The 14,948-nt window shown below is 36.9% G+C and carries 14 protein-coding genes; 8 read left to right on the forward strand and 6 right to left on the reverse strand.

What is annotated here, in order from left to right; genetic code table 11:
- The first annotated feature begins 28 nt into the window (after positions 1-28).
- The 7 genes from purH to MKL51_RS17110 all read left to right on the forward strand — a co-directional run bounded on the left by purH (position 29) and on the right by MKL51_RS17110 (position 7,615).
- Positions 29-1,603, forward strand: a complete 1,575-nt coding sequence (gene purH / locus MKL51_RS17080; protein ID WP_025465553.1) for a bifunctional phosphoribosylaminoimidazolecarboxamide formyltransferase/IMP cyclohydrolase — start codon at positions 29-31, stop codon at positions 1,601-1,603.
- Positions 1,604-1,726: 123 nt separating this feature from the next.
- Positions 1,727-3,013: a phosphoribosylamine--glycine ligase gene (gene purD / locus MKL51_RS17085; RefSeq protein WP_002119643.1), complete on the forward strand. Its 1,287-nt coding sequence runs from the start codon at positions 1,727-1,729 to the stop codon at positions 3,011-3,013.
- Positions 3,014-3,500: 487 nt separating this feature from the next.
- Positions 3,501-4,373 carry a MetQ/NlpA family ABC transporter substrate-binding protein gene (locus tag MKL51_RS17090; RefSeq protein WP_017480821.1) on the forward strand — a complete coding sequence of 291 codons (873 nt, stop codon included), beginning with the start codon at positions 3,501-3,503 and terminating at the stop codon, positions 4,371-4,373.
- A 75-nt stretch (positions 4,374-4,448) separates the two neighbouring features.
- On the forward strand, positions 4,449-5,474 hold the full coding sequence (locus tag MKL51_RS17095) for a methionine ABC transporter ATP-binding protein (protein WP_002119636.1): 1,026 nt from the start codon (positions 4,449-4,451) through the stop codon (positions 5,472-5,474).
- On the forward strand, positions 5,471-6,166 hold the full coding sequence (locus MKL51_RS17100) for a methionine ABC transporter permease (protein WP_002119707.1): 696 nt from the start codon (positions 5,471-5,473) through the stop codon (positions 6,164-6,166). Before MKL51_RS17095 ends, MKL51_RS17100 begins: the two co-directional genes overlap by 4 nt.
- Positions 6,167-6,318: 152 nt before the next feature.
- A complete protein-coding gene (gloB, locus tag MKL51_RS17105; protein ID WP_005068466.1) occupies positions 6,319-7,050 on the forward strand; it encodes a hydroxyacylglutathione hydrolase in 732 nt (243 codons plus the stop codon).
- A gap of 361 nt (positions 7,051-7,411) precedes the next feature.
- Positions 7,412-7,615 carry a hypothetical protein gene (locus tag MKL51_RS17110; RefSeq protein ID WP_002119766.1) on the forward strand — a complete coding sequence of 68 codons (204 nt, stop codon included), beginning with the start codon at positions 7,412-7,414 and terminating at the stop codon, positions 7,613-7,615.
- A 163-nt stretch (positions 7,616-7,778) separates the two neighbouring features.
- Here the strand turns inward: MKL51_RS17110 and MKL51_RS17115 are convergent, their stop codons facing one another.
- Positions 7,779-9,077, reverse strand: coding sequence for a dicarboxylate/amino acid:cation symporter (locus tag MKL51_RS17115; RefSeq protein WP_270904368.1), 1,299 nt, complete (start codon positions 9,075-9,077; stop codon positions 7,779-7,781).
- A gap of 457 nt (positions 9,078-9,534) precedes the next feature.
- Positions 9,535-10,095: a TetR/AcrR family transcriptional regulator gene (locus MKL51_RS17120; RefSeq protein WP_032005399.1), complete on the reverse strand. Its 561-nt coding sequence runs from the start codon at positions 10,093-10,095 to the stop codon at positions 9,535-9,537.
- Positions 10,096-10,232: 137 nt separating this feature from the next.
- Here MKL51_RS17120 and MKL51_RS17125 point away from each other — a divergent pair, with 137 nt between their 5' ends.
- The gene (locus tag MKL51_RS17125; RefSeq protein WP_032005397.1) at positions 10,233-11,435 is read left to right on the forward strand and encodes an MFS transporter; all 1,203 of its coding nucleotides are present in this window, start codon (positions 10,233-10,235) and stop codon (positions 11,433-11,435) included.
- 58 nt (positions 11,436-11,493) lie between these two features.
- Here the strand turns inward: MKL51_RS17125 and MKL51_RS17130 are convergent, their stop codons facing one another.
- From MKL51_RS17130 to MKL51_RS17145, 4 genes are all read right to left on the reverse strand, one after another.
- Positions 11,494-11,946 carry a GNAT family N-acetyltransferase gene (locus MKL51_RS17130; RefSeq protein WP_005073564.1) on the reverse strand — a complete coding sequence of 151 codons (453 nt, stop codon included), beginning with the start codon at positions 11,944-11,946 and terminating at the stop codon, positions 11,494-11,496.
- Between the two features lie 27 nt (positions 11,947-11,973).
- Positions 11,974-13,347, reverse strand: a complete 1,374-nt coding sequence (locus MKL51_RS17135) for a PQQ-dependent sugar dehydrogenase (protein ID WP_017480818.1) — start codon at positions 13,345-13,347, stop codon at positions 11,974-11,976.
- A gap of 172 nt (positions 13,348-13,519) precedes the next feature.
- Entirely contained in the window at positions 13,520-13,939 is a 420-nt protein-coding gene (locus MKL51_RS17140; RefSeq protein WP_270904369.1) for a PH domain-containing protein, read from the reverse strand.
- A 58-nt stretch (positions 13,940-13,997) separates the two neighbouring features.
- Positions 13,998-14,687, reverse strand: coding sequence for an aspartate/glutamate racemase family protein (locus MKL51_RS17145; protein ID WP_002119648.1), 690 nt, complete (start codon positions 14,685-14,687; stop codon positions 13,998-14,000).
- Between the last annotated feature and the right edge of the window lie 261 nt (positions 14,688-14,948).

Raw genomic sequence — 14,948 nt, forward strand, 5'->3', positions numbered from 1 at the left:
TAGACTTGAAATTGTTGAATTAAACATCATGACTATTAAACGTGCTTTGATTTCTGTATCTGATAAGACAGGAATTGTCGAATTTGCTCAAAACCTTGCAGCTCTAGGGGTAGAACTATTATCTACAGGCGGCACATATAAGTTGCTTAAAGATAATAATATCGCGGTTGTAGAAGTATCTGAACATACTGGCTTCCCTGAAATGATGGATGGTCGTGTTAAGACCTTACATCCAAAAATTCATGGCGGTATTCTTGCTCGTCGTGGTTTAGATGAAGCAGTTATGGAAGAACACAACATCGATCCGATTGATCTTGTTGTTGTAAACCTTTATCCATTTGCTGCAACTGTTGCAAAACCTGACTGTACTCTTCCTGATGCAATCGAAAATATCGACATCGGTGGTCCTACAATGGTTCGTGCAGCTGCTAAAAACCATGCTTCAGTAGGTATTGTAGTTAATGCTTCTGATTACGACACTGTAATTAATGAATTAAAAACTGCTGGTTCGCTTTCTTATGAAACGCGTTTTGATTTAGCAGTTAAAGCATTTGAACATACAGCTCAATACGACGGCATGATCGCTTCTTACTTAGGCGCTCGCGTTGGTAAGACCGAAGGTGAAGCTGACTTATTCCCTCGTACATTCAATACTCAATTGAACAAAGCACAAGATTTACGTTACGGTGAAAACCCACATCAATCGGCTGCTTTCTATGTCGAAGCTAATGCAAAAGAAGCATCAGTTTCTACTGCAAAACAGTTACAAGGCAAAGAATTGTCTTATAACAACATTGCAGATACAGATGCTGCACTTGAATGTGTTAAATCATTCGCAAAACCTGCTTGTGTCATCGTAAAACATGCTAACCCTTGTGGTGTTGCGGTTTCTTTAGACGGCATTAAAGCTGCTTATGATTTAGCTTATGCAACTGATCCAGAATCTGCTTTTGGCGGTATTATTGCATTCAACCGTGAATTAGACGTTGCAACTGCTCAAGCAATTGTAGAGCGTCAATTCGTTGAAGTTATTATTGCTCCAAGTATTGCTGATGGCGTGCTTGAAGTTACTGGCGCTAAGAAAAATGTACGTGTTTTAGTATGTGGTGAGTTACCTGCAATTGATGCACGTGCACCGCAACTTGACTATAAACGCGTAAATGGTGGCTTACTTGTTCAAGATCAAGACTTGGGCATGATCACTAAAGATGATCTTAAAGTAGTTACTAAGCGTGCGCCAACTGAGCAAGAAATTGATGATCTTATCTTTGCTTGGAAAGTTGCGAAATACGTAAAATCAAACGCAATTGTTTATGCTAAAAACCGCCAAACTATTGGTGTAGGTGCAGGTCAAATGAGTCGCGTTAACTCAGCTCGTATTGCTGCCATTAAAGCTGAACATGCTGGTTTGGTTGTTGAAGGTGCTGTAATGGCATCTGATGCATTCTTCCCGTTCCGTGACGGTATTGATAATGCTGCTAAAGCTGGCATTAAATGCATCATTCAACCAGGTGGTTCTATGCGTGATGAAGAAGTAATCGCTGCAGCAGATGAAGCTGGTATTGCAATGGTGTTCACTGGTATGCGCCATTTCCGCCACTAATTTAAATTTAGTCCTCCCTAACCCTCCTTTCATTCAGGAGGGTTTTCCACAATAATGGAGCTAAACTCCACCTTGAGGAATAGAGGGGGATGAAAAGGATTAAAGTTAAGGAACAAATTAAAAATGAATATTTTAGTTTTAGGTAGTGGTGGTCGTGAACATGCTTTGGCATGGAAAATCGCGCAAGATACCAAAGTTACTCAAGTTTTCGTTGCACCGGGAAATGCGGGAACTGCAACTGAAGACAAATGCGTTAATGTTCAGCTTGATATTTTAGACAATCCTGCAATTATCGCTTTTGCTAAAGAAAATAATGTTGAACTTATTATTGTTGGTCCAGAAGCACCTTTAGTGAATGGTGTGGTAGATGCTGCTCGCGAAGCAGGTCTAAAAATTTGGGGACCAACTCAATATGCTGCGCAGCTTGAAGGCTCAAAGGCATTTGCTAAACATTTTTTAAAGCGTCATAACATTCCAACTGCTTTTTACGAAGTATTTACGGAAGTTGATGCAGCTAAAGCTTATGTTGAAAAAAATGGTGCACCAATTGTAATTAAGGCAGACGGTCTTGCTGCTGGTAAAGGTGTAATCGTTGCAATGACCAACGAAGAAGCTTTTGCAGCAATTGATGACATGCTTGCAGGCAACAAATTCGGTGATGCTGGTTCACGTGTTGTAATTGAACAGTTCCTTGCAGGTGAAGAAGCTTCTTTCATTTGTATGATTGATGGTAAAAACATTTTACCAATGGCAACTTCACAAGATCACAAGCGTATTTTTGAAGGTGACCAAGGTCCTAATACTGGCGGTATGGGTGCTTACTCTCCTGCTCCGGTGGTAACTTCTGACATTTTCGAACGTGTTATGACTGAAATCATGCGTCCGACTGTTGAAGGTATGGCTGCTGACGGACATGTCTACACTGGTTTCTTATATGCTGGCTTAATGATTGATGAACAAGGTCAACCGCGTGTGATCGAGTTCAACTGTCGTTTCGGTGATCCTGAAACTCAGCCAATCATGATGCGCTTAAAGTCATCTCTTGTTGAATTGGTAGAAGCTGGTATTGCTGGCAATTTGCCAAAAGAAGCTGAATGGGATGAGCGTAAGTCAATCGGTATCGTACTTGCAGCCGAAGGCTATCCTGATAGCGTACGCAAAGGTGATGTAATTTCAGGTATTGGACAATCACCTGAAGATACTAAAATTTTCCACGCAGGCACTGCAACTCGTGAAGATGGTCACATCGTGACTTCTGGTGGTCGAGTTCTTTGTGTAACTGCGTTAGGCGACAGCGTGCTTGAAGCACAAATTAATGCACTTGAAGTATGCGGACAAGTTACCTTTACTGGTATGCAATATCGTAGTGACATTGGCTATCGCGCAATTGCACGAGAAAAAGCTGAGTAAAAAACTCTCAACTGATAAAAAGCCCTCTATTAAAGAGGGCTTTTTATATTTCATTCTTATTTATCAGAAAATTTTATATAAACCTCAGTTTTTATTCACTTCCAATCAATAAGATCGAAACATGTCCACTATATTGAATATGTTTTTATTGATATGATTAGATAAAGCGTTGGAACTTTCCACAAAGTTATTGTGCCTTTAAATATTGAGGCTCATCATCTAATTCTGTTAGGGATAATAGTTATTTTTAACATTGAATACTTTTAGAAATCGCTTAAAGACTGTCAACTCATGATAGAACTGTTGTGAAAATAGTTTTATTTAGTACAGATCAAAAACGGTAAAACAAGTATCTGAGGAATTAGAAAAGAGCTAAAAGCTATAACTTTTAGCATTCAAAACTTTGTGACGTGACAACAAAACTCATTTTCTTTTCTAGAGAGCCAACTAAATAGTTGATATCTCTCTTAATCAGGACTTTTTTTACATGAAAAAGCTGATCAGTCTTTTTTTAAGCGTGTCTGTGCTATTACTTGCAGCTTGCGGGAAACAACAAAGTGAACCACAAGCTGGAAAGAGTGGTGATTCATCACAACCTCAAACTGTGGTTATTGCCTCAACTGGTTCTGACGCTGATATCTGGCGTTATATTTCGACTTTACCAGAAACTAAAGCTGCTGGTGTTAAGCTTGAGGTGAAAAATTTCACTGATTATGTTGCAATGAATACAGCTGTAGCAAATAAAGAAGTTGACTTAAATGCATTCCAATCTTATGCATATTTGGTGGCTTTCAATGCATCAAATAAAGATAAAATTGCTCCAGTTGCTACAACTTATCTTGAGCCAATGGGGATCTACTCAAGTAAACATAAAAAAGTAGAAGAATTCCAACAAGGTGCAAGCATTGCAATTCCTAATGATGCTGCGAATGAAGCTCGTGCATTATTGTTATTACAAAGTGCTGGCTTAATTAAACTTAAAGCTGACTTCGACCCTGCTAAAGGCACACCAAGCGATATTATCGATAACAGTAAAAAAATTGATATCAAACCAATCCAAATGGCGACAGCTGTACGCGTAAAAGATGAAGTTGATGCAATTGTTTTGGGTAATACGTTAGCTTTAGAAGGTGGTTTAAACGTACTTAAAGATTCTATCTACTATGAACCTGTTGACCAAAGCACTAAACTGAATGTAAACATCCTTGCAACAGCTGAATCTCGCAAAGATGACCCAATTCTTCAGAAAGTTGGTCAGCTATACCACACTGAAGCTGTTAAAAAATACGTTGAACAACACTTTGGTGGTACAAAAGTTGACGTGAATCAGCCAATCAGCTACCTCACGGAAGCTAAATAGTAATATAATAGCTGCAACGCGAAACAGGCAAAGACTCTTTGCCTGTTTTTTCTTTTTAGCATAGTTTTTGACGACATGATTCAATTTAAAAACATTTCAAAGCACTATCAGCTTAAAGGCCAAACCATACGAGCTCTGGACCAAATTAATTTGGAAATTCCTGAAGGGAGTATTTTTGGTATTATTGGCTATAGTGGTGCAGGTAAAAGTACTTTAATCCGCCTGATTAACTTACTTGAACGACCAAATGAAGGTCAGGTTATCATTAATCAAAAGGACTTCACTGCTTTGGATGCGCGTTCATTACGTCAGGAACGTGCAAATATTGGTATGATTTTTCAGCACTTCAATTTGCTACAAACCAAAACGGTTGCTGAAAATATCGAAATGCCAATGCGTCTGCTGAATTACAATAAAGCAGAACGTGAAAAGCGCTTAAATGAGTTATTGGAGTTCATTGATCTTAAGCATAAAAAAGATGCTTATCCTGATGAACTTTCTGGCGGCCAAAAGCAACGTGTCGGTATTGCTCGTGCTTTGGCAAATCATCCAAAAATTCTTTTGTGTGATGAAGCAACCTCTGCCCTAGACCCGCAAACAACCAAGTCTGTTTTAGAGTTACTCAAGAAAATCAATCAAGAGCAAAAAATCACAATCGTTATGGTGACCCATGAAATGGATGTCATTGAAACTGTTTGTGATCATGTAGCTGTGATGGAAGCTGGTAAAGTCATTGAACAAGGTTCAACGATTGATATCTTTAGTAATCCTCAACATCCGACGACTAAAAACTTTATTCAAACTGTGTTACATCAACAGTTGCCTGTGAATATTTTAAATCAACTCGAAAATCAGCATCACCATAGCATCTACTGTTTACAGTTTTTGGGCCGTTCTGCTCAAGAACCTGTAATTCAGTCACTGATTAAACAATTTGATATTAGTTTAAATATCTTATTCGCTAACATGACTGAAATTAACGGTACTGTCATTGGTCAAATGTTTGTACAGCTTCTAGGTGAGCCTCAGTTGATTAAACAAGCTATCGAGTTTTTAGAGAAAAATGAAGTGAGTGTAGTTCAATCAGGAGATCAAGTATGAGAGATTTAATCGTACAGTGGTTAACTGAACTTACTCAACCTTTCTGGCACAGTTCTCTTTCAATTGACCAGTTTGTAACAGCTCTACAAGAAACATTTCACATGGTGTTTTTTGCGCTGTTATTTGGTGGTATTTGGGGTTTCATTCAAGGGGTTATCCTGCTTGTAACTCGCCCAGAAGGTATTTTGCCAAATAGATTCGTCTATCATTTACTCAACCCAATTGTAAATGCGTTACGCTCTCTCCCATTTATTATTTTACTTATTGCAGTGATTCCTCTTACCAAGTTGTTGGTAGGTACTTCAATTGGTACATGGGCAGCGATCGTTCCTTTAACAATTTACGTTGGTCCATATATGGGACGTTTGATTGAAACTTCCCTACTCGAAGTAAATGAAGGAATTATTGAATCTGCTCAGGCGATGGGTGCTACACCTTGGCAAATTATTTACCGCTTTATTTTGCCAGAAGCACGCAGTTCACTCATTTTAAACCTCACAACAGCGACAATCAGTTTGATTGGTGCAACAGCAATGGCTGGTGCAGTGGGCGCAGGTGGTATTGGTGACTTAGCAATCTCTTATGGTTACCAACGTTTTGATACAAGCGTTGTAATTTTAACAGTAATTGTTCTATTGCTCTTAGTACAGATTGTACAGACGCTAGGTAACTGGCTCTCTAAGATCCGTTAAATTACTCATATAAAACGCTCCCTAAATGGGGGCTTTTTTGTTTTATATACATCATTTTCATAAAAAGGTTGAGTGAGTGGCTTAATACCATTTTCTGTTATTATCAAAAACAGCGATTACTTACTCTTTGGATTTGGTTTTAGGATAAAACAATGCGTTATAGAATTCATTTTATTGATGTACAGAATGCCCTCCAAAACTATATCTGGATTTTAGAAGATACTGAAACCCAAGAGGCTGTTGCAGTTGATCCAACAGAAGCTGATCTTGTGACTCAATTTTGTCAAAATTATCAACTCACTTTAAAACAAATCTGGCTCACTCATTGGCATAAAGACCATATCGGTGGTGTAGCGGATTTAACGGCTGGCCAAAATATTACTGTCTATGGTCCACGTGATGAGCTCTCAAAAATTCCGGGAATTACTCACCCCTTACAACATGACGATCATTTAAAATTTAATGATTTAAAAGTAGAGATTATCGCGACCCCAGGTCACACCTTAGGGCACATTGTGTATTTTATTGAAGAGTTAGAAGCTGTATTCTGCGGTGACACTTTGTTTGCAATGGGATGTGGACGATTATTTGAAGGTACGGCTGAACAAATGTATCACTCACTTAGTCGTTTAGCAGCGCTACCAACACAAACCAAAGTTTATTGTACGCATGAATACACGCTTTCAAATGCCGAATTTGCCTTAACGGTAGAACCGCATAACCATGCCTTATCTGAACGAGCTGAAGAAGTTCGTGAGCTACGTAAACAAGGATCAATCACTCTTCCGAGTACGATTGAACTTGAATTAGCAACCAATCCTTTTCTTCGCGCAGAAAGTGCTGAAGATTTTGCTCATTTACGTGCACTTAAAGATAATTTTTAAAGTTAAAGCTTCTCCTTTTAAGAGATACAGTTTCATTTTAAGAACTGTATCTTTTTGCATAGCGCACGTTGATCGTAATTATTTTTTACATTTACTTTATTCTTATTTATTCAGCTTTTTTAAAATTTCGCCAAATTTATATTTTTTAAAAAAAATGCCGAAGAACAATTTTTTAAATAAAAAAATTTTATTTTTTAGTTACATAACCTCTCCATAATTTTATAAAAAAGAAAACTTTCCTTTCTCTAGCTTACTTTTTTTACAAGTTGCAAAATAAAACAAAGATTTCCCCCTTTAAAAAATCTAATTAAAACCCTATTAATAAATAAGATGTAATGCCACGGATAGAAGGAGTTCTCACGTGAAAAAGGTTGTTAAAGCTAAAAATTTGATTGCGTTTCGTATTTGGTTAGAAAAGTTAGGGTATTCAGTTAAAAATCTTGCTGATGGAAAAGGTTTTACTTTCAGTTTTAAAAAAGAATATGGTTTAGTGACCTGTGATTTGGCAGGAAACTCATTAGCGATGCAATTAGGTGAAGAGTTTGAGGATCACTTAAAAGCATAATTTTTTACGACACAATTTTTTATTTAAGATTGTCTTTTTTTAAAAGATAAGTAATAGCAGAACTTTAGAATGATTTAATTAAAATATATTTTTAGATGTTAAAAAAAATCTGTAGCCGGGCTACTCTCCCAAATTGCCCTTAGCTACAGATTTTTTTATAAGGTTATTCTGCTTTAGGGTTCTTTAAGGCTTTATCTAAAAGATCTTTATCTAAAGCTTTATCCCAACGTGCTACAACAATTGTTGCGCAAGCATTACCAACTAAATTTGTTAATGCACGGCACTCAGACATAAAACGGTCAATACCAAGAATTAACGCCATACCTGCAACAGGAACAGCTGGTACAACAGATATAGTGGCAGCCAGAGTAATAAAGCCTGCACCAGTCACCCCTGCTGCACCTTTAGAACTTACCATTGCCACAAGAAGTAAGGCAATTTGTTCACTAATGGATAAGTCTACGTTACACGCTTGGGCAATAAACAGAGCAGCCATAGTCATGTAGATATTTGTACCATCAAGGTTAAATGAGTAACCTGTTGGAATCACCAAACCGACTACCGATTTTTCACAACCTGCTTTTTGCATTTTATCCATTAAAGATGGTAAAGCTGCTTCAGAAGAACTTGTTCCTAAAACTAACCAAAGTTCATCTTTGATATAACGGATTAAATGAATAATTGAGAAACCATTGTAACGGGCTACTGCTCCTAGGATCACTATGACAAACAATACCGCTGTAATATAGAACGTCATAATTAATAGTAATAAATTACCAATTGATTCGATTCCATACGCACCGATGGTAAAAGCCATTGCACCAAAAGCACCGATTGGAGCCAGCTTCATTAACATACCAACAAGGTAAAAAACTGGAGCTGTTAAGTTATTTAAGAAGTCGGTAATTGGACGTGCACGGTCACCCAATGCAGCCAAAGAAATACCAAATAATACCGCCACAAACAGAACCTGCAAAATCTCGCCACCTGCCAGAGGGCTAACTAGAGTTTGCGGGATAATATTCATGAAGAAGTCAGTAATATTTGTTGCATGCGCCTTTTCAACGTAAGTATTTACTTTGTCGTTGACTAAGGTAGCAGGGTCAATATTAAGACCTTTACCTGGTTGGATAATATTTGCCACAATCATACCAACCACAAGCGCCAAGCTTGAGAAGGTAAGGAAATAAAGCATAGCTTTACCAGTTACACGGCCGACTCGGCTCATGTTTGTCATACTGGCAATGCCTGTAACAACGGTTAAAAAGATGACGGGAGCAATAATCATTTTAACGATCTTGATGAATGCATCACCAAGCGGTTTTAAACTTTCACCAAGTTCTGGGTAAAAATGACCAATTAAAATGCCCAAAATAATTGCAAAGATGACCTGTACATACAAAATTTGGTGAAATTTCTGTTTTTTCTGTAACGTTTCTTGGTCAAGGGTATTGAAATCCATTATCTAAATACCTTTTCGATGGGGATAAAAAAATAAAATATAAAGCGTGCACCACAAGCTGCTTTATCAGGGAAAAGCCATTGTAAAGAATAAAAAACGGCCTGTGTTATAAATTTAAAAAATGTCAAATTCAATAATCATGCAATAAATTATATAAAATCATTTTAATTTTCTAGTTTTAAAAAAATAAAAAAAAACCAAAATTCGCTATAAATCATTATTTAATATTAATATTTTAAGTAAAAATATGCACAAAAATGTCTGTAGAAGTTTAATTGTCTCATACAAGAACAACATTTCTTAAATAAATGATTTTATAAAAAACATGTAAATTATAAATTATGAAAATTTAGTTTAAAAATAATAAGAAAAATTGATATATAATTTTTTAACAAGATAAAGTGTCTCGTTCTTGTTAAAAAAATCACACTAATAGGCTTTGATAAATTAATTCAAATTAGGGAGCGTTAAATAACCGTTCCAATAAAATGTGGACGTAATCTAAACTTAAGGTACGTTCAGTGAATAAGATGCGAAATAGCATAGGGGCAATAACAGCTTCGATAATTTCTTTATTATTTATAGTGGGTTCATTACGCGATTTAGCTCTGGCTTGAATAATATCAAGTTGTTGAATAATTAAGGTTTCACATTTTCTCGCATTTGAAGAGTCGGCTGTATATAGCACATCACGCAATAATGTTTGACCAACTTCAGAAGAATACTCCTCAAAATATTGTTCAATCCATGCAGTGATATCTAGCTGAAATGAACCTAAATCTTTTGGTTCCATATCAGGTTTAAGTTCATTTAGGGCTACATCTGAAAATAGCTGATTAATATCGCCCCAACGGCGGTAAATTGTCGAAGGTGTTACTCCTGCCTCATGAGCGATCATAGGTATGGTAATTTGGCTCTGCTCTAAGGTTTTTTGAAGCTCTTTTACCGCTTGGTGCACCGCAGTTTGAATTCTTTCACTACGACCACCAGGACGTAAGCCAGTAACAACTTTTGCCATTTATAAACTCTGTAAAGGGATCAAAAAATTTATAAATATTTATATCTATATACAAAATACACTAAAGCTAAGGATTTGCTTTAGTGTGAAAATAATGTATAAAAGCTAAATATTCGCTTTTATATTATTCATCTTATATGAACAATTCAAGTTCAAAACGGTCTGGATCAGTTTTTCAGTTAGATAGTGCAAGTGCATTGACACTCAATACAATCACGCTCATGACCTTTATGGCGGCGTCTAGTGCACCGACTCCACTTTATCGTCTATACCAACAGCTTTGGCAATTTTCACCTGTCACTTTGACTTTAATTTTTGCAACTTATGCTTTTACTCTGCTGGGTTCATTACTGATTATTGGTTCTTTGTCTGACTATATTGGACGTCGTCCTGTCATTATTGCAGCCATTTTTCTGCAAATTATTTCGATGAGCTTTTTCTTATTTGCTTCAGATGTTTCGATGTTATTTATTGCACGGGGCTTACAAGGAATCGCAACAGGGCTTGCTGTCTCGGCTATAGGCGCAGCAATTTTAGATTTTAGTAAGCTTCAGGGTTCGCTTATTAATAGTATCGCACCAATGGTCGGCATGGCTGTTGGTATATTTCTAACTTGTTCTATTTTGCAATTCTCTGCCCAACCATTACAGCTTGTTTTTGAATTTTTATGTCTTCTTCTTATTTGTGAACTCATTTTAAGTTTTTTTACTCCTGAAACAGCCCAAAAAAGATCGGGTGCACTTGCCTCTTTAAAACCCAATATGGCTATTCCTCCACAAACAAAAAGTGCTTTATTGAGTATTAGTCCGATTAATATTGCTCTTTGGATGGTCAGTGGTTTCTTCCTATCACTTATGCCTTCTTTACTGGCAAAAATTTTCCATACTTCATCGGCATGGCTAAACGGTGTTATGTTTATAGCGCTAGCACTCTCAGGCGCAGCCGGTATATTAACACTTAGAAAGTCGACAAATTACCGTATTTTATTAACCGGTACTCTTTCAATTGCTATTGGTTCAACCATTTTATTTTTAGCAATTAATCTTACAAGTGCAGTAGTTTTATTTCTCGGTTCTATTATTACGGGGGTGGGTTTTGGTACAGCTTTTATGGGTACGATCCGCACAGTAATGCCTCTAGCTTTACCAGAGGAACGCGCAGGACTTATGGCTGCATTTTTTGTTGAAAGTTATTTAGCATTTAGTATTCCTGCAATTTTCGCTGGCTATTTTGTTGGGAAAATTGGGCTGATGAGTACAGCAAATAGTTATATTAGTTTTATTATTTTACTATCGTTTGTCGCGCTTCTTCTGATTTTTAAAAATTTTAAAAGTAAATAAGCCTACAAAAAATAGCCTCTATAGAGGCTATTTTTTTATAGATGCTCTTTAAATTCTATTAAAAAGTATCTGCTACATACATACGTACCATCTCGCCTTCCTCATCCTTTACCAACATTAAAAACCGCCAACCACATTTTTCATAAAACTCGGTATGGTCTGTTATTAAATAAAGTGTTTGGATGCCCTGATTACTCAAGTCTTCACGTATAAAATCTAAAATGTGCTTTGCAATATTTTGGTTTCGATAGTTCTCTTCTACAAATAAAGCACATAAGTTTGGTGTTAAATCTTTACGCTCATGGAAGTCATTATCAATGACTCCTGCTCCAGCAATTAAATGCTTATCTTCATTTAAAACAATGTACCACTGTGGAATAGCATGCTTTTGATCAATGGAAATCTGAATACTATCAAGATAGGCTTCCACAGGGATTTGCCATTTTTCAGAAAACCACTGTGCAGCCATTTCTTTGTATTGAGGGTAATCAGATAACCGTAATATTTGCATAAAATAAACCTATTTTGTCCAACCTTTTTAAGGTTGAGTCACTGAACTACTAATGGATTGCTGGGTTGGACTCTCATAAGTTGTCTCAGCAACTGGCGAAACGCGCCAAATCGTATTGCCCACATCATCTGCAACTAACACAGCACCTGAAAAATCAATTGCTACACCCACCGGACGACCATACGCTTTGCCTTTATCGCTGAGAAATCCAGTCAAAATATCTTGCGGTGGACCTGAGGGCTGACCACTTCTAAATGGTACAAAAATGACTTTATAACCACTGTGAGGTTTACGGTTCCAAGAACCATGCTGACCGATCAATGCCCCACCTCTAAATTGTGGCATCAGTTCGGCTGTATAAAATGCAAGGCCTAAAGAAGCCGTATGGTTACCTAGCGCATAGTCGGGTTTAATTGCACGAGCAACCATTTCAGGATTTTGCGGTTTTACTCGCACATCTACATGTTGACCATAGTAGCTATAAGGCCAACCATAAAAAGCACCGTCTTGAACCGAAGTCATATAATCGGGTACTAGGTCACTACCGATTTCATCGCGCTCATTAACCACCGTCCAAAGTTTACCGCTTTGAGGTTGCCAAGCCATACCATTTGGATTACGTAGGCCTGTTGCAAATGGGCGAGATTGACCACTTGCAATATCAAACTCTGTAATTTGTGCGCGACCTTTTTCTTGATCTAAACCATTTTCAGCAACATTACTGTTAGAACCGACAGTAATGTAGAGCTTTGTACCTTCGCGATTAGCAATTACATTTTTGGTCCAGTGGTGGTTTAAAGCACCACCCGGTAAGTCCAATACTTTGGTTCCACTGGCTGTAATTTGAGTTTCCCCTTCTTGGTAAGGAAAACGCACCAGTGCATCCGTATTGGCGATATATAAGTTATTACCTACCAATGCCATACCAAATGGAGAATTTAAGTTTTTAAGGAATACCGTTTTCTGGTCAGCGACGCCGTCTCCATTGGTGTCACGAAGTAAACTAATACGGTTTGCGCTCGGATGAGATGAGCCTGCACGCCTCATCACAAAAGTCATGATTTTACCTTTAATACCTTTGCTGTCTTCCGGTTTAGGCGGAGCATCTGTTTCAGCAACCAATACATCGCCATTTGGTAATACATAAAGCCAACGCGGGTGCTCAAGTCCTTTGGCGAAGGCTTTGACCTTTAAACCTTCTGCTGGAGTAGGCATAGCGCCATTTGGCCAACCTTCTGCTGGGGCTATATTAACGGTCGGTAATAAGCTTGTTTTTGGTTCAGGAAGTTTTGGTTCTGGGCCATAACTATCAGTAATTGGATATTGAGAGGATGACGCACATCCTGCAAGTACACATACAACCGTAATGCCTAAAGTTGGCTTCAAAAAATCGTTAAGCATCTTTTATCTCCATTTTATTTATTCGCAATAAATACAGGTTAATGCTTTAGAAGAGAGACTTATAGTTGATTTATTTAACTGTGCTGAGCATTACAGACCGTATTTTTCAAAAATCTAATACATAACTGAGTATTTATTAGGCACTTAATTTACTTTCTTAATTAACTATCAATTAGAACTTGGTCCCAGAACTATTGTTTAAAGTATTTAAAAAGCTCTCTTTATCTTTGGGCGAGATCATTACGGTAGCCATTCTTCCATCTTTCATATAATAAATTTTAAGTCGATCTAGCGATAATGCTGGAGAAGAAAGTGGATTATGGGTAGGTTCTATTTGAGTAATATCATTGATATTAATTTTCCATCGAAATACCAAGCTCTTAATGATTAATGTGTTGTTTTCTACTACGTAATACGTGTTAAAGACCGGAAGCCAAATAACCAAAATGACTAAACTATAAATGACGAGGTGTGGAAAATTTGAAGCTAAAGAATAATGATAATTTGCTTCATAAATTTTCATAATGATATTGGCAGTGATCACAACAAATATTAATAAAAGCCACCAATCAATTTTTGATCTAAATTTCAAAGTTATCCTCCATCTTTAAAATTAATTCCTAACAATTTATTGTTTCTAATTTATCTTCTTAAGTTAAAGCAAAACTCACCGCCTCTTTTGCATGAATGGCGGTCGTATCAAATAAAGGAACCGAGAATTTAAGCTCACCAATTAACATACAAATTTCAGTACAACCTAAGATAATTCCTTGGGCACCTTCAGCTATAAGTCTTTCTACAATAGCGATATACTTTTGCTGAGAATCGGGGTTAATCACACCTAAACAAAGTTCTTCATAAATGATGCTATGGACTATTTTTCGGTCGGCTTCATTTGGAATAACAACATCAATTCCATAATCCCGCAATCGAGCTTTATAAAAATCTTGCTCCATTGTAAAAGCTGTCCCTAACAGTGCAACTTTACCAATGTTTTGACTTAAAATTTCTTTTGCTGTTGCATCGGCAATGTGTAAGAAAGGAATCGAAATTGAATCTTCAATCTGCGCAGCAATTTTATGCATGGTGTTAGTACACACCAAAATACAATCTGCTCCTGCTTTTTCTAAATTTTGTGCTTGCTCAGCTAAATATGTGCCAGCCTCTTGCCATAAACCCTTCGCTTGCAAGGCTGCTATTTCTTCAAAATCAACACTATTAATAATGACCTTAGCGGAGTGCAATTTTCCTAATTTACGATGAACCATTTTATTGATTTGTTGATAATAAAGCGCTGTAGATTCCCAACTCATTCCGCCTAATAAGCCGATTGTTTTCATTATTGAACCTTTCTATTTATTCAAAACTTATCTATATCTCTTATGAGTAAAGCGCAGCTAGAATAAAATTGCTTTCTTAAATTTTTTCTTGCTTATCTTATTTATTAATCTTAAACGCTGTGAAGTCGATAGAAATTTTTAAGTTGATTAGGCCTAGTTTATTAAATTTCCAAAACAGAAAACGCTCTCCATTAAACCCAAATCATAAAATATAAGAATTCACGCAAAATTCACGACCAGCTCTTTAATTTGATCTTATAA

It is taken from the genome of Acinetobacter sp. AOR18_HL (assembly GCF_027855145.1).
In the GTDB taxonomy this organism is placed as follows: domain Bacteria; phylum Pseudomonadota; class Gammaproteobacteria; order Pseudomonadales; family Moraxellaceae; genus Acinetobacter; species Acinetobacter pittii.